Origin of the sequence: Aquitalea sp. ASV15 (assembly GCF_016429115.1) — a bacterium.
Lineage (GTDB): Bacteria > Pseudomonadota > Gammaproteobacteria > Burkholderiales > Chromobacteriaceae > Aquitalea > Aquitalea magnusonii.
The window spans coordinates 1-15,024 of sequence record NZ_JAELTZ010000052.1; the positions used below are offsets into that span (position 1 = coordinate 1).

The following is a 15,024-nucleotide window of genomic DNA, read 5'->3' on the forward strand; positions in this document are numbered from 1 at the left end:
ATGCGCGGCAAGGTAACCGAGCAGCACATCCGTGCCAACAGCAAGAGTGTTTACTGAAGCGAAAGGACAAAATCATGTGGTATTTCGCCTGGATGTTGGGGCTGCCCTTGGCCGTGGCCATGGGGGTGATCAATGCGGTGATCGAGGAAAACCTGCATCACGATGATTGATTCACAGTAAGTGTTGTACAGGGCGACGCAGCATGTGCTGCGTCGCTTTTGTGCGGTATGCATGGCAGGTGGTATGCCAGGTGGCTTGCCATCCGATGGGCGTGAAGGAATGAATGATGGGGAGGAATTGTCATGACGGTTTTGTTGGTTGATGACGATGTCGATTTTTGCCAGGTACTGGCGCGCTCCCTGCGACGGCACCAGTTGGATGTGCTGCTGGCACACAATGGCCGCGATGCCTTGTGCCATGCTGCCGACAGCTGTGAACGCATCATCCTGGATTTGAATCTGGGGGGTGAAAACGGGCTGAAGCTGCTGCCGGATCTCAAGGCACATTATTCTCGCAGCCAGATCCTGGTGCTGACGGGTTATGCCAGCATTGCCACCGCAGTGGAGTCGGTCAAGCTGGGGGCCATGCAGTATCTGTCCAAGCCGGCCTCGGTGGACGACATTCTGGCGGCCTTCAGCCAGAGGGAGCCGGATCCCGACTTGCCGATTGCCGATCGGCCGGTATCGGTCAGGCGGCTGGGCTGGGAGCATGTGCAGCGCATCCTGCTGGAGCACAATGGCAATGTTTCTGCCACTGCCCGCGCACTGGGCATGCACCGTCGCACCTTGCAGCGCATGCTGGCCAAGCATCCACCCCCGGTGGCGCAGGCTTTGTCTGGTCGAGGTGCTCCGCCACGGCCTGGCGAGGCAGAGGATGGCGTCTAGTTTCCAAACAGTCGGCCTGTGACAATTTGCCACATGGTGGCGCCGCTGGCCGCCATCTATGATGTCGGGATTTGCCAGCCTGGCTGCTGCCATGCCTATTGCTGCCGACATCACCTCTTTGTATCTGAACCATATTGTCGAACTGCGCCGCTACCTGAGTGGCAAGGTAGACAGTACCGCCCTGGCCGACGATCTGGCCCATGAAACCTTTGCCCGTGTCCTGGCAACGGACAAAGCGCTGGACGGTGTGCGTCAGCCGCGCGCCTTGCTGTTCTGCATTGCCCGCAACCTGCTGATCGACCACTACCGGGGCAAGGCGGCCCATGCCGGGGTAATGGTGCCGCTGGAGTCGTGTCAGCAACAACCATCCGCCGCCCCCTCTCCCGAACGCATCGTGCTGGCCCGCCAGCAGCTGGCCCAGCTGCGCCACGCGATAGACAGCCTGCCGCCACGCTGTCGTCAGGCCTTTGTCCGTTTCCGTTTTGATGGCATTCCGCAAAAAGCACTGGCGGTCGAGTTGGGCATCACCCTCAATGCCGTGGAGAAACTGCTGATCCGCGCCATGCTGGCCTTGCGCCAGCAGCTGGAGTGGGCATGAGCCCTGCGCCGGATGCCGCTGTCCGGCAACTGCGGGAAGAAGCAGCCCGCTGGTTGTTGCGCCAGCAAGAGGGGCTGACTCCACAGCAGCAGGCCGAATTCCAACGCTGGCATGATGCTGCGGAAGAACACCGCCAGGAATACGCCGCCCAGTGCCGCCTGTGGGGTGCCATGGACCAGCTGGCCAAAGCACCCGCGCGCCGACGCGGCCGGGCTGGCAGCCTGGGCTGCCTGTTGCTGATGGTGGCAGGGGGCTGGACCCTGTTGCACTTGCCGGTGCAGTCGGCGCTGTTCACCGCCTACGGACAAGGCAGCAGCCAATACCTGGCCGATGGCAGCAAGCTGACGCTGGGTGGGCATAGCCGGGTACGGGTGGATTATCGCTGGGGCGAGCGGCAGTTGGTGGTGGAGCAGGGTATGGCCAGCATCCGGGTGGCACCCAATCCGCGCCCGCTGAAAGTGCTGGCCGGGGCAGGCGAGTTACGCGATATCGGCACCGAGTTTGCTGTGATGCGCAGCGGGGATCAGGTAGCGGTGCATGTACAGCAAGGGCTGGTGGAGCTGCGCCTTGCTGGCCAGGTGCTGCAACTGGCTGCCGGACAGCAAGCCCGTTATCAGGGCCAGCATCTGACAGGGCCCTTATCTGCCGGCAGCTTTGACTGGCAGGGGGGAATCTGGACCTTCAACCACCTGCCGCTGGGGGATTTGCTGCTGGCGGTCAATGGCCAGTCAGCGCAGTCATGGCGGCTGGAGGACCCGTCACAGAGCAGCCTCTCGCTCAGCGGCAGCGTACAGCGCGATGACCGTGACACCTTGCTGAGCATGCTCACCAGCATGCTGCCCTTGCAGGCGCAGCAGCAGTCGGATGGCTCTGTCTTGCTGAGCAGAAAAAAATAAGTGCTGAACCATGTCAGGTTGTTGACCCTTGTTTCGTCTTCCTTCTTGTCCGTGATGAACACTCAAAAGCAAAGAAACGAAGATGAAACAACGCTATCCATCCATGGGACTTGCCCTGCTGGTTTCCGCCCTGTTTTCCAGTGCTGCACTGGCACAGGATGTGACCGTGAATATTGCGCCGCAAAGCCTGGCCTCTGCCCTGACCGGGCTGGCCGGGCAAACCGGCCTGCAACTGCTGTTTGCCAGCCAAGAGCTGGATGGTCAGCACAGCGCCGGGCTCAATGGCACCATGTCCGCCGAGCAGGCGCTGGCCCGTCTGCTGCAAGGCAGTGGCTTGCAAGCCCGGAAAACCGCGGCCGACAGCTATATCATTGTCAAGGCAGCCAATCCCGCTAATGCACAGCTGATGCCGGAAGTACTGGTGACCGCCACGGCACTGGACAGCTACAAGGCCGACAAGGCAGCCATTTTTGGCAAAAAGCCGGTCAGCCTGCGCGAGATTGCCAACTCGGTATCGGTGGTGGGCAAGCAGCAAATGGAAGACCAGCACATGACCACGGTGGCCGATGCCATGCAGCAGGCCACCGGTGTCACGGTCATTGCCAACGACACCCTGAGCAACCAGTACCTGATTCGCGGTTATAACTCGGTGGGCGTGATGTATGACGGGGTGACGTCGTATAACGGCCTGTCACCCTCGCACCAGTTTGACCTGCCCTTGTATGAAAGCATCGAGGTGCTGCGCGGCCCCGCCGGACTACTGCGCGGGGTGGGCGAGCCGGGGGGGATTGTCAATCTGGTAAAGAAAAAGCCGCAAAAAGACTTTGCCGCCAGTTGGGAAGCCAGTACCGGCTCCTGGAGCAATAACCGTCTGGTGGGGGATGTCACCGGTGCCATGAATGAAAGCGGCACGGTGCAAGGCCGGCTGATTGCCAGCAGCGAAGACCGCAACTATTTTTACGACCACACCCACAGCAACAAGTGGCTGCTGTCCGGCATGCTGCGTTTTGAACTGAGCCCGCAAACCACCTTTGACATCAGCTATACCGGGCAGAACCAGACGGTGAAAGACCCGTGGTCCGGCTTGCCCACTTACACCACCACCGACAGCAGCGGTCACTACCAGTTGCTGAAGGTATCGCCCTCTACCTTCAATGCCCCGGACTGGGGGCGCACCAGTTACAACACGCAGGAGCTGTCCGCAGCGCTGGAGCACAAGTTCGGTAATGAATGGGCTGCCAAACTGAATGTGAACCACCGCGTGCAGGAGCTGTACTACAAATATGCCTATACCTCGTCCGGCCTGAACCCGCTGACCAATACCATCGACTACAGCACCATGCGCGGTGACTACACCTATACCCGCGACGGTATGGACCTGAGCCTGTCCGGCCCGCTGGAAATGTGGGGTCGCAAGCATGACATGCTGCTGGGCTTCAATGTCGACGAATACAATAGCAAGGGCCGTTCCGGTCGCGGGCCGACTTATTCCGGGGTGGACTATGCCAGCGGTAACAGCCTGGCCGAACCGGTGATCAACTACACCTCGGGCAGCGAAAGCAATACCCGGCAAAGCGGGTTCTACACCCAGGGTCGCCTGCACCTGACTGACGCCACCACCCTGCTGCTGGGGGCGCGCACCACCACCTTCCTGGCCAAGTCGCACAATATTGCCCCGTCCACCTTTACCGACTGGAAAGACGGTGCCAAGGCCAGCAATCGCGTCACGCCTTATGGCGGCCTGCTGTACGACTTCAGTCAGCAAGTGACCCTGTACGCCAGCTATGCCAATATCTTTGTGCCGCAAACCCAGCAAAAGGCCGATGGCTCCACGCTGGATCCGCGTGTCGGCCGCCAGTATGAAGTAGGGGCCAAGGGGGAGTTTCTGGATTCCAGGTTGGGTGCGACCCTGGCCTTCTTCAACATCCGTGACAAGAACCGTGCCTATGCCGACCCGGCCTATCCCAGCTCCAACTACTACCTGAATGCCGGTGAGGTCGAATCGCAAGGGGTGGAACTGGAAGTACAGGGCAAGGTGAACAGCCGCTTTGACGTGACGGCCGGCTACACCTACATGACCACCACCTATCTGTCCGACCCCAGCAACCAGGGCAAGACCTACTCGATCCAGACCCCGCGCAACCAGTTCAAGCTGTGGAGCAACTACACCTTTGCTGATACCGGCTGGCTCAAGGGCTACTCGCTGGGGGGTGGCCTGATTGCCCAGAGCCGTGCGCAAAGTTCGCGCGGCTGGTCGGACGAGGTGGTGAACAGCGGCTATGTGGTGGCCAACGCCCGTATCGGCTATCAGTTCAACAAGAACTACAGCCTGGCGCTGAATATCAACAATCTGTTTGATACCCGCTACTACGCCTCGGTGGGCACGCCCAATATCTACAACTTCTATGGCGAACCGCGCAATGTCATGCTGACCCTGCGCGGCAAGTACTAAAAGCCGCTAACAAAACCTCGTAGAGCACCCGAGTCAAGGCGCGCCGACGCAGACTGTACAATGAGTACGGCAAGTCGGCGCAACGCAGAATCGGGGGTTTTGTTAGCGGGTCTAAGCCAGCCCGCAAGCCGGGGGCCTTGGCCCCTGGCTGGAGTCCTTGTCATGTTGCAGCGTTTTTTTCATACCGGCCTGCTGACTGTCTGCTTGCTGTCCGTCCCACGGCTGGCCGCCGGGCAGGAAGTCGCCCTGCGCTTTGCCCTGCAAGCTGGCGAACAGCCCTTCAGTTGTGCCAGCCCGGCACTGCCGCTGGGACAGCCCGCCGTGCTCACCCGACTGAAAGATGCCAAGTTCTATCTGTCGGACATCCGTCTGATTCGTGACGACGGCCAGCCGCAGGCGGTACAGCTGCATGGGGATGCCTGGCAGTCGCGCGATGTTGCCTTGCTGGATTTCGTCCCCGGTGGTGGCAGCTGCCACGCCGGTTCTGCCGGGCCGGTGCATGACACCGTGCAAGGGGAAGTGCCCGCCGCTCACTACCGTGGCCTGCTGTTCACCATCGGGGTGCCGCTGCAAGGGCGGGATGAAGAGGGGCGGCCAGTCAGCCTCAATCATGGCAATTTCGAGCTGGCCGCTGCGCCGCTGGATCGCGCCAGCATGGCCTGGAGCTGGCAGGTGGGGCGCAAATTCATCAAGCTGGAACTGCTGCCGGAAGGCGGGGTGGCACGCAGCAATGGCCGCGCGGCGGTGTGGACGCTGCATCTGGGCTCCACCGCTTGTAGTGGCAATCCGGCCCAGGCCGGTGCCGTACATTGCCTCAGCCCCAACCGGGTGGCGGTGATGCTGCCGGATTTCGACCCGGCCCAAGACCGGGTAGTGCTGGATATGGCCCGCCTGCTGACCGACAGCAATCTGGCCGAGGACAAGGGCGGGGCCAGCGGCTGCATGAGCAGCATGGACGACCCGGAATGCAAGCCGCTGTTTGCCCAGCTGCAAATACAGCTGGGGGCCGGAGAGCGACGCGGGCTGCCTTTGCTGCCGCTGGCGTCGCCAGCCTTTGTCCGGGTGCAAAAGCCATGAAGCAGTGCTTGAGCGGGTGGCGTGGCATATACCTTGGACTGGCCTGGCTGGGCGTGTTCTGCCTTGCCCCGGCGCAGGCTGCTGAGGGGGCGCCCGGCGGCTGGTCGTGGCGCTTGCCCGCCGGCTTTGCCGCCCCGGTGGTGCCGGCAGATAACCCGATGAGCCAGGCCAAAGTCGCGCTGGGGCATACCCTGTTCTACGAAAAACGCCTGTCCGGCAATGGCCAGCTGATGTGCGCCAGCTGCCACATCCAGCGGCTGGCATTTACTGATGGCCGGCCGGTGTCACGCGGCTCCACGGGTGAATACACCGCGCGCAGCGCGCAGGCGCTGATGAATGTGGCCTGGAATGCCAGCTACACCTGGGCCAACCCGGCACTCACCAGCCTGGAAACCCAGATGAGCGTGCCCTTGTTCGGGGAAAACCCGGTTGAAATGGGGGTGAATGACCGCAACAAGCAACAGGTGTTGCAACGCTTGCAGGCGGATGCCCGCTACCGGCGGCTGTTTCGTCAGGCTTTTGCGCAGGATGCAGCGCCCATCAGCTGGCGCAATATCATCCGCGCCATTGCCAGCTTCGAGCGCAGCATGGTGTCCGGCAATTCCCGTTACGACCGCTACTTGCAAGGTCGCGCGCGACTCACCGCTGCCGAGTTGCGCGGCAAGGCGCTGTTTTTTGGCGAGAAGGCCGAATGTTTCCACTGTCATGGCGGTTTCAATTTCAGTGACCAGACCGTCTCGGTGAAAACCCGGCTGGAAGACATGCTGTTCCATAACACCGGGCTGTACAACCTGGACGGCAAGGGCGCTTTTCCCGAGGGCAATCGCGGGGTATACGAGCTGACCGGCCTGGCCGAGGACATGGGCAAATTCCGCGCGCCCAGCTTGCGCAATATCGCCGTTACCGCACCTTACATGCATGACGGCAGCCTGAAAGATTTGCCGTCAGTACTGGCCTTCTATGCTGGAGGTGGCCGCAAGATTAGCCAGGGAAGCTATCAAGGCGATGGCCGCTTGAACCCTTACAAAAGCGAGCTGATCGGCAATATCGACCTGAGCCGGCAGGAGCAGCAGGACATCATCGCGTTTCTGGGTACGCTGACTGACCAGCAGTTTTTGCATCAGCGCGCACTGGCTGACCCGTTGCGGCGCTAGTCAGCAACTTTGGACGGACCAGACTGCACAAGAACATGCAATATTGCTGATGCCAGACTTTCCTTCATTGGCCCGTGACCTCTTATTGCGCAAGAACCAACTTGTGCGATAAGTGTGGAATTGTGGCTTTGCCTTCGCTGTATTGATCAAGGCAACTTATATTTATTCGTATCCAGTAAAACAGCTCGCGCTAGCACTGCCCAGATGAGCTTGGTAGATGAGCTTGGTGGATGAGCTTACGCATTGGCGGCTGGAGATGATTTGCCGCTTGGCCGGGGCTACGTCTTCCGCTGCCAGGCAGGCTACGCCGTTGACATCGGCTTCCGTCGCGATTGGTCACCATATGGGGCGTGCTTGCTGGAAAACCAGCACGCGGTGCTTGTGACACGGCGGCTGGATCTGGAAGCAGGCGCGGGGCACGCAAACGGCAAGATTTGCCCCGCATCGACTGCACATTATTTCATGCTGCCCATGTCGCGGTCAGACTCCATGCCTTCGAGCATCAGCGTGGTTTCCTCTATGCGGACGAAACGTCCTTCGACATCGAATTCCGCAAACAGATAAACCTCCTGCACGACCCGAGAGCCGTTGCGGTTCGTGACATGTACGCGGTGGTGGTCGGCGTAATGCTGGCCATCGCGCAGTTCGTCCAGCACCTCGATGCGAGCCGATGCCACGACCTCGCGCAGCTTGCGCGCGTGTTGCACGAAGGCCTGGCGGTCGTCCCAGTGTCCGTTTGTGCGCTGTCGGTAATGGGGGCTGAAATGGTGGTCGAGCACATCCTCCAGGGGGCGCTGCTGTTGGTTGAGGATGTCATCCAGGGCAGTATAAATATCTGTTGGTTGCATGTGGTGTCGCACCTGATGGTTGATCGAGCCGCCATGGTAGATTTGTTGCATTGCTGTGCGTACGGTATAAATGCCAATCAATACTGTTTTAACGCCATTCATGTTCGATCCCATGATTCCACCAGCCCAGGCGGCGGACGCGAGTGGTCCGCTTCTGCTGGCTGTAGGGCACCACTCCAGTGAGGTGCGGGTGACCTCCCTTCATCATCATGCTCGTGGCCAGTTGCTCGGTGCGGCACAAGGTCTGCTGTCGGTCGATGCGGCAAATACCCGATGGGTTGTGCCTGCAAGCTATGCCATCTGGTTGCCGCCAGATGTTCCACACGGGCTGCGCTCGCATGGGCCTTTCTCGGGGTGGAGTGTTTATGTGGCGGCATCTGCCTGCGCCGAATTGCCTGGCGAGCCATGTGTCCTGATTGTCTCCAGTCTGCTGCGAGAGGCTGTGGCGCGTGCAAGCACGTGGGGAGCAGATGGACTGGACGGGCCGCAGACACGGCTGGGAGCGGTCATCCTCGACGAGATTCATTTGTCGCCCCACGCGGCGCTCGGCCTGCAAATGCCCCAGGATATCCGCTTGCGCAAGGTTGCCCAGGCCTTGTGCGAGCAGCCGGGTGATGAGCGGCGCTTGGAGGAGTGGGCCGAGTGGGTGGATATCGCGCCTCGCACGCTGACCCGTCGTTTCATTGCCGAGACCGGATTCACCTTCACGGAGTGGCGCCAACGCGTGCGTGTGCTGAAGGCACTGGAGCTGCTGGCGACCGGCAGGTCGGTAAAGGCGACTGCGCTGGACTTGGGGTACGACAATGTCAGTGCGTTTATCGCGATGTTTCGACGTCTTTTGGGTGTGACGCCGGGGCGGTATTGATTGACCGGGTTTCCATCCCGGCCTTATGGCGGGGTACGGAGCCGCTGATCTTCACTCCGCTGCATGGGGTTTCCTGCGTTGTCTTGTGCCCGGGATTTACAGCACTGGCACAACACGGATGTCGGTGTGGCCTGTCCTGGCTTTTGTGGGCAGGCTTGCCGTATAGGGATGGCCATTGCCGTAGCAGTAGTGACTATTGCTACGGCAAAGCAGGGCATTGCTTTCCTGTGCAAGCACGGGAGACAGTTCGCTCCGGTTCAGCTCAGGGCGTGGCGAACCGTGCCAGCTCGCGTTCCCAGTCCAGCGGTGCGGTACGGATGTTGCGGTCCTCGTCGCGGATGGCATCGGCCGGCAGGAACCAGTTGATTTCAAATAACAGGCCGTCCGGGTCGTGGCCGTACACACTCTTGAAGATGCCGTGGTCTTCTTCCAGCCCCAGCTTGCCAAGTGCCTGCAGCTGGTCGCGAATGCGCTTGAGTTCCAGCAGGGTATCCACTTCCCAGGCCAGATGGTAAAGACCGGCCGGTGGCTCGTTGGCGGCCGGGGTTTCGCCACGCGGGCTGAAGACGCCAGCCCGTTGCTGGCCGAGATTGCGGGCGAACAAGGCCAGGTCGTGATGGTTGTCCGACTCCGCCGCCTGGGCAAAGAAGGCTTGTTCCGGCTGCGGGCCGGGGGAGGGGTTAAACCCCAGTACTTGCTGATAGAAGCGCGTGCTGTCGGCCACATCGCTGACATACAGCACCGCGTGGTTCAGGCGTTTGATTCCCATGATGTACTTTCCTGTGACAAGGGTTTACAGGCGGTAGGCACCGTATTGCTGTGCCAGATAATCGGCAATCTGCCGGGCGTCTTGCAGGAAGTGCCGCCCGGCGTGCTCTCTGGCTCCGGCCGGTAGCGGGCTGGCCGGGTCCAGGACCAGCACCGGCAGGCTCTGGTTTTCCTCACCCAGCAACTCGACCACCGGCTGGCGCGGGCGTGGAAACGGCAGACGGCGGATTGCAATGCGCTCGGCCAGTGCTGCTTGCACTGCCAGCAGGCCCTCCAGCAGCGTGCTGTGCGGGCAGACAAAACGCTGGTCGGCCGGATGGTCGGGCCGGGTGAATCCGGGCTCCAGCAAAAACAGGGTGTCGCGGCTCATCGGGTATCTTTCGCGTTAAACATGGTGTGGCAGCCACAACCCCGCCGGGAGGCGGGGCATGTCAGCTTAGAAGGATTTGGCCAGTGCCAGGCTCAGCGCGCTTTCGCTGGCCACGCCATTGCCACCCCAGTTGACGCGGCCATAAGAGGCATAGGCATGCGTTTGCTTGGACAGGTTGTAGATGGTGCCGACCACATACTGGCTGTAGCCGGTCTTGTTGACATTGCTGCCACCGATTTCGACGTCGTAGCCCTTGGTCAGCGAGACATAAGGCAGCCAGGCGCCTACGTTGTAGCCGAAGGTAAGCACGGCTTCGCGGGTTTTCACATCCTGACCGGAGGCCGCTGCGCTCAGGCTCTGGCCGCTGGCCGCCAGACGGGCGTTCAGCACATTGACGTTGTAAGTCACGCCCGGGCTGTCAACAAACTTGCCGCTGGATACCCCCAGATAACCGTTAACGGTCTGGAAGCCCAAGGCCAGGTAGATGGGGTCGCTGATATAGCCTGCTTCCACCCGCCACCAGTCTTTTACTGAGCCGGTCTGGGCCGAGGAGTTCACCTGCTTGGCATCGCCCTTGGTTTCATAGCTGAACTTGGCAAAGTAACCGGCCTGTTCGTAGCTCAGGCCCAGGTTGAATGCCTGGTTGTTGGTGGGCTGGCCATTGCTGTCATTGGCGCGTTTCTCGTCTGCCGCCCAGGTGGTGGTAAAGCTGAAACCGGCCAGGTTGGGGCTGTCGTAGCGCACTGCATTGTTCAGGCGACCGTCCAGACGGGTGGAATACAGTTGACCACCGACGCCGCTGTAGGAACCCGGATCGATATATTCCATGTCCAGGTTGGCGTAGTCGGACAGGCGGCCCAGGCGCAGCTTGCCGTAGTCGGTTTGCAGGCCGATGAAAGAGTCGCGGCTGGCGAAGGTGTCCGTACCGCTGCCATCCACGTGGATGCGGTTTTCTACTTGCCAGATGGCAGTCAGGCCATTGCCCAGGTTTTCCGAACCCTTGAAACCGATGCGCGAAGTGTTGTCATTCACCTGGGTCGTTTTCAGGCTGCCGGTGGAGGTATAGCTTTGGACGCTGGATAGGTTGCCGGCCACTTTGCCGTAAATGGTAACGCCATCGTCGGCATGGGCAAACAAGGGAGTAGCAGCAATAGCCAGGGTGAGCAGTTTTATTTTCATGATGTGTTCACAGGAAATCGGTTGGTCGGACAAGCAAGCCGTTGCCAGGGTGGCGGGTTTCGGCTGTTGGCTATTCTTGCGTATTGTTCCCGTTTTATTAATCAATAAAAAATGATTAACAAATCAAACTGCTTTTGCAGGTTTTATTCGTATTGATTTGTTATTGATGGCTTTCTGCTGAATATTGCTAAATCAATTTTTTATTGCCATTTGCAATAAAATGCATAAGCAGTGCGGATAAGCATATCAATTTAATTTGATTGATCTTCAAATGGGCTGGGAATAGATTTTGTGGCGTCAATTACACGGTGCACACAAATGTCATACTCCCTGTCCATCCTGGATAAAAGCCCGATTCCACCAGGTGCCACTGCGGCCGATGCGCTGGCCAATACCGTGGCGCTGGCCAAGCTGGCAGAGCAGTTGGGCTATTACCGGTTCTGGGTGGCCGAACACCACAGTACACCGCTGCTGGCCAGTTCCGCCCCCGAAGTGCTGATCTCCCACATCCTGGCGCATACCAGCCGCATCCGCGTGGGCAGTGGCGGCGTCATGCTGCAGCACTACAGCCCCTATAAAGTGGCGGAAACCTTCAATCTGCTGGCGGCGCTGGCGCCGGGCCGGGTGGATCTGGGCGTAGGCAAGGCCCCCGGCGGCCTGCCATTCAGCACCCGTGCCTTGCAGCACTATCACGATGCCGCGCGCAAGCCCGATTTCACCGCCCAGCTGACCGAACTGAATGCCTTCCTGAACGAGGGCCAGCCGGAGGGTCATCCGCTGGCCGGAGCAAAGGCGACACCGCAGCCGCCCATTACCCCGGGGCGCTTCCTGCTGGGCGGCAGCCCGGACAGCGCCCGGCTGGCCGCCCGTCTGGGCTGGGATTTTGCCTATGCCGGCCACTTCAACGGCGACCCTTTGAATATCCAGCAATCCATTGCCGTGTACCGCCAGTGGACCGGCAAGGTGCCCGCACTGGCGCTGTATGCCTTTGTGGCGGAAACCCGCGAACAGGCACAGGCACTGGTGGGGGAGCTGAAGCTGTTCAAGGTGACGCTGGAAGATGGCCGCAGCGTCAATGTGCCCAGCCGCGAGGCGGCAGAAGAGTTTGCCCGTCAGGCTGGCAGCAGCCAGTACCAGCTGGAAGAAAAGCATCCGCACGTGATAGCCGGAACCGCCGGTGATGTGCGCGCAGAGCTGGATTCCCTGCACCAGAGCTACGGCATCCGCGAATTCATCATTGATATCCCGGTGGCCCAGTTTGCGCTGCGCCGCGCTTCCATTGCCCTGCTGGCCGAAGCGCGCGAGCCGCTGGCCGCCTGACCGTACTGATCAACCTTTTTGGAGCTGAACATGAGCAAACCCATTACTTTCGGCATCATGCTGCACGGCGCTGGTGGCCACATGCACGCCTGGAAACACCCCAGTGGCCCGGCGGATGCCAGCGTCAACCTGCAGTTCTATATCGATACCGTGCAGAAAGCCGAAGCCAACGGCATTGCCTTTGCCTTTGTGGCGGATGGCCTGTACATCAACGAAAAATCGATTCCGCACTTCCTCAACCGTTTCGAGCCGATTTCCATCCTGTCGGCGCTGGCCAGCGTGACACGCAAGATCGGCCTGGCCGGCACGGTGTCCACTTCCTACAGCGACCCGTTTACCGTGGCGCGCCAGTTCGGCTCGCTCGACCTGATCAGCGGCGGCCGCGCCGGCTGGAATGTGGTGACCACCCCGCTGGAAGGCACGGCGCTCAACTACAGCCGCCCGCATCCGGAACACAGCCTGCGTTATGAAATTGCCGACGAATACCTGCAAGTCACCCAGGGCTTGTGGGACAGCTGGGACGACGACGCCTTGCCGCGTAACCGTGAAACCGGCCAGTTCTTCGACAAGGACAAGCTGCACACCCTGAACCACAAGGGGCGTTTCTTCCAGGTGGCAGGGCCGCTGAACATCAGCCGCTCGCCGCAGGGCCAGCCGGTGATTTTCCAGGCTGGTTCTTCCGATGCCGGGATTGGCCTGGCGGGCAAGTATGCCGATGCGGTGTTTACCCACTCGCCTTCCATCGAAGAAACCCGCGACTTCCTGCGCAAGGTGAAAACCAGTGCCGTGCTGCATGCCCGCAAGGCGGACGATGTGAAAATCTTCCCCGGCATTGCACCGGTGGTGGCTGCCACCGATGCCGAGGCCGAAGCCAAGTTCCGCATCATCCAGCAACTGCTGACCATCGACGATGCGCTGGCCTATCTGGGTCGCTTCTTCGACCACCACGACTTTACCCAGTACCCGCTGGACGAGGCCTTCCCGGAGCTGGGCGATATCGGTCGCAACAGCTTCCGTTCCACCACCGACCAGATCAAGGCCCGCGCCCGTGAGCACGGCCTGACCCTGCGCCAGGTGGCGCTGGAAGTAGCCACCCCGCGCAGCAACTTTGTCGGCAGCGGTGAAAAAGTGGCGGCAGAAATCATCCGCTGGGTGGACGAAGGCGCGGCCGACGGTTTCATCCTGGGCTTCCCGGTGGTGGCCGAAGGGCTGGACGACTTCATCACTCATGTACTGCCGGAGCTGGAAAAGAGCGGACGCTTCACGCGCCAGCTGGACGGCCGCACCCTGCGCGACCATCTGGGCCTGCCGCGCAAGGAAAGCCGTTACCAGCAAGCGGCCGAGCACAGCAGCCAGCAGCAGGTGGCCTGATGAATGCAGCATTAGACAGCGCCGTGTTGCCGCGCAGCCTGCAGATCGAAACCGGCATTGCGGCTGCCAATGCCGAATTCGTGGCCCTGCGCCGCGACCTGCACCAGCACCCGGAACTAGCGTTTGCCGAACATCGCACCGCGGGCAAGGTAGCCGCGCTATTGCAGCAGTGGGGCTATCAGGTGACCACCGGTATTGCCGGCACCGGCGTGGTGGGCAGCTTGCGCCGTGGCAGCAGCCAGCGTTCGCTCGGCCTGCGCGCCGACATGGATGCGCTGCCCATCCAGGAAGCCACCGGCCTGCCGTATGCCAGTCAGAACCCCGGCGTGATGCATGCCTGCGGGCATGACGGCCACACCGCCATCCTGCTGGCCGCTGCCCGCTTTCTGGCTTTGCACGGCCAGTTTGACGGCACCTTGCAGCTGATTTTCCAGCCCGCCGAAGAAACCGGCAGCGGCGCACGGCGCATGCTGGAAGAAGGCTTGTTCGAGCGCTTCCCCTGCGATGCGGTGTTCGGCCTGCACAACTGGCCCGGGGTGAGTTGCGGCCATATCGGCTGCATCGAAGGCCCGGCCATGGCCTCGGTGGATCAGGCGCACATCACCGTGCACGGCAAGGGCGGCCATGGCGCCGAACCGCATAACACGGTGGATCCGGTGCTGGTGAGTGCCCACGTGATTACCGCGCTGCAATCGGTGGTGTCACGCAATGTCGACCCGCTGGACATGGGCGTGCTCACCGTGGGCAGCATCCACGGCGGCCATGCCTCCAATGTGATTCCGGACAGCGTGGAGCTGAAGCTGACGGCACGCACCTTCCGCCCGGAAGTGCGCAGCCTGCTGCAACAGCGTGTGCCGGCGCTGGTGGAGGCACAGGCGGCCAGTTTTGGCGCACGCGCCGAGGTGGATTACCGCCTGGGCTTCCCGCCGGTGTGCAATCACCCGGCAGAAACCGCGCTGGCGCGTGAAGTCGCGCAGGACACGCTGGGTGCGGCACGGGTGGAAGAGGCCTTCCGCCCACGCACCGCCAGCGAGGACTTTGCCTTCATGTTGCAGGCGCGTCCCGGCAGCTTCGTGTTTTTCGGCAATGGCGACAGCGCCGGCCTGCACAACCCGCGCTACGACTTCAACGACGCCATCCTGCCGCTGGCTGCCAGCTACTGGGTGGCCCTGGCCGAGCGCTACCTGCCGCTGCCACAGGCGGCCACATAACAAGCGACAGCCAGACACACATCGCAATGGA

15 protein-coding genes are annotated in these 15,024 nt (G+C 61.1%); 11 read left to right on the forward strand and 4 right to left on the reverse strand.

Going from position 1 to position 15,024, the window contains the following annotated elements; translation table 11 throughout:
- The first annotated feature begins 74 nt into the window (after positions 1-74).
- From cydX to JHD64_RS17690, 7 genes are all read left to right on the forward strand, one after another.
- Positions 75-170, forward strand: a complete 96-nt coding sequence (gene cydX, locus JHD64_RS17660) for a cytochrome bd-I oxidase subunit CydX (protein ID WP_082693332.1) — start codon at positions 75-77, stop codon at positions 168-170.
- Positions 171-302: 132 nt separating this feature from the next.
- A complete protein-coding gene (locus JHD64_RS17665; RefSeq protein WP_233170579.1) occupies positions 303-884 on the forward strand; it encodes a response regulator transcription factor in 582 nt (193 codons plus the stop codon).
- Between the two features lie 91 nt (positions 885-975).
- Positions 976-1,482 carry an RNA polymerase sigma factor gene (locus tag JHD64_RS17670; protein WP_199054627.1) on the forward strand — a complete coding sequence of 169 codons (507 nt, stop codon included), beginning with the start codon at positions 976-978 and terminating at the stop codon, positions 1,480-1,482.
- The gene (locus tag JHD64_RS17675; protein WP_199054628.1) at positions 1,479-2,378 is read left to right on the forward strand and encodes a FecR domain-containing protein; all 900 of its coding nucleotides are present in this window, start codon (positions 1,479-1,481) and stop codon (positions 2,376-2,378) included. Before JHD64_RS17670 ends, JHD64_RS17675 begins: the two co-directional genes overlap by 4 nt.
- A gap of 82 nt (positions 2,379-2,460) precedes the next feature.
- The gene (locus JHD64_RS17680; RefSeq protein ID WP_199054629.1) at positions 2,461-4,830 is read left to right on the forward strand and encodes a TonB-dependent siderophore receptor; all 2,370 of its coding nucleotides are present in this window, start codon (positions 2,461-2,463) and stop codon (positions 4,828-4,830) included.
- A 162-nt stretch (positions 4,831-4,992) separates the two neighbouring features.
- Positions 4,993-5,907, forward strand: coding sequence for an MbnP family copper-binding protein (locus tag JHD64_RS17685; RefSeq protein WP_199054630.1), 915 nt, complete (start codon positions 4,993-4,995; stop codon positions 5,905-5,907).
- Positions 5,904-7,061 carry a methanobactin export MATE transporter MbnM gene (locus JHD64_RS17690; protein ID WP_199054631.1) on the forward strand — a complete coding sequence of 386 codons (1,158 nt, stop codon included), beginning with the start codon at positions 5,904-5,906 and terminating at the stop codon, positions 7,059-7,061. The genes JHD64_RS17685 and JHD64_RS17690 overlap by 4 nt, the downstream gene beginning before the upstream one ends.
- A gap of 455 nt (positions 7,062-7,516) precedes the next feature.
- Here JHD64_RS17690 and JHD64_RS17695 read toward each other — a convergent pair whose 3' ends face one another.
- Positions 7,517-8,011: a hypothetical protein gene (locus JHD64_RS17695; RefSeq protein WP_199054633.1), complete on the reverse strand. Its 495-nt coding sequence runs from the start codon at positions 8,009-8,011 to the stop codon at positions 7,517-7,519.
- Here JHD64_RS17695 and JHD64_RS17700 point away from each other — a divergent pair.
- Positions 8,010-8,774 (forward strand): helix-turn-helix domain-containing protein, encoded by a 765-nt coding sequence (locus JHD64_RS17700; RefSeq protein ID WP_199054635.1) that lies wholly within the window; start codon positions 8,010-8,012, stop codon positions 8,772-8,774. The two genes, JHD64_RS17695 and JHD64_RS17700, sit on opposite strands and share 2 nt — an antisense overlap.
- Positions 8,775-9,036: 262 nt before the next feature.
- Here the strand turns inward: JHD64_RS17700 and JHD64_RS17705 are convergent, their stop codons facing one another.
- The 3 genes from JHD64_RS17705 to JHD64_RS17715 all read right to left on the reverse strand — a co-directional run bounded on the left by JHD64_RS17705 (position 9,037) and on the right by JHD64_RS17715 (position 11,091).
- Positions 9,037-9,543: a VOC family protein gene (locus JHD64_RS17705; RefSeq protein WP_199054637.1), complete on the reverse strand. Its 507-nt coding sequence runs from the start codon at positions 9,541-9,543 to the stop codon at positions 9,037-9,039.
- A gap of 24 nt (positions 9,544-9,567) precedes the next feature.
- The gene (locus tag JHD64_RS17710) at positions 9,568-9,912 is read right to left on the reverse strand and encodes a DUF3088 domain-containing protein (RefSeq protein WP_199054639.1); all 345 of its coding nucleotides are present in this window, start codon (positions 9,910-9,912) and stop codon (positions 9,568-9,570) included.
- Between the two features lie 66 nt (positions 9,913-9,978).
- Positions 9,979-11,091: a porin gene (locus JHD64_RS17715; RefSeq protein WP_199054641.1), complete on the reverse strand. Its 1,113-nt coding sequence runs from the start codon at positions 11,089-11,091 to the stop codon at positions 9,979-9,981.
- A gap of 318 nt (positions 11,092-11,409) precedes the next feature.
- Here JHD64_RS17715 and JHD64_RS17720 point away from each other — a divergent pair, with 318 nt between their 5' ends.
- The 3 genes from JHD64_RS17720 to JHD64_RS17730 are packed head-to-tail and all read left to right on the forward strand — an operon-like array spanning position 11,410 to position 14,993.
- Positions 11,410-12,411: an LLM class flavin-dependent oxidoreductase gene (locus JHD64_RS17720; protein WP_059285581.1), complete on the forward strand. Its 1,002-nt coding sequence runs from the start codon at positions 11,410-11,412 to the stop codon at positions 12,409-12,411.
- 30 nt (positions 12,412-12,441) lie between these two features.
- The gene (locus JHD64_RS17725) at positions 12,442-13,782 is read left to right on the forward strand and encodes an LLM class flavin-dependent oxidoreductase (protein WP_199054643.1); all 1,341 of its coding nucleotides are present in this window, start codon (positions 12,442-12,444) and stop codon (positions 13,780-13,782) included.
- Positions 13,782-14,993: a M20 aminoacylase family protein gene (locus tag JHD64_RS17730; RefSeq protein ID WP_199054644.1), complete on the forward strand. Its 1,212-nt coding sequence runs from the start codon at positions 13,782-13,784 to the stop codon at positions 14,991-14,993. The genes JHD64_RS17725 and JHD64_RS17730 overlap by 1 nt, the downstream gene beginning before the upstream one ends.
- The last annotated feature ends 31 nt before the right edge of the window (positions 14,994-15,024 follow it).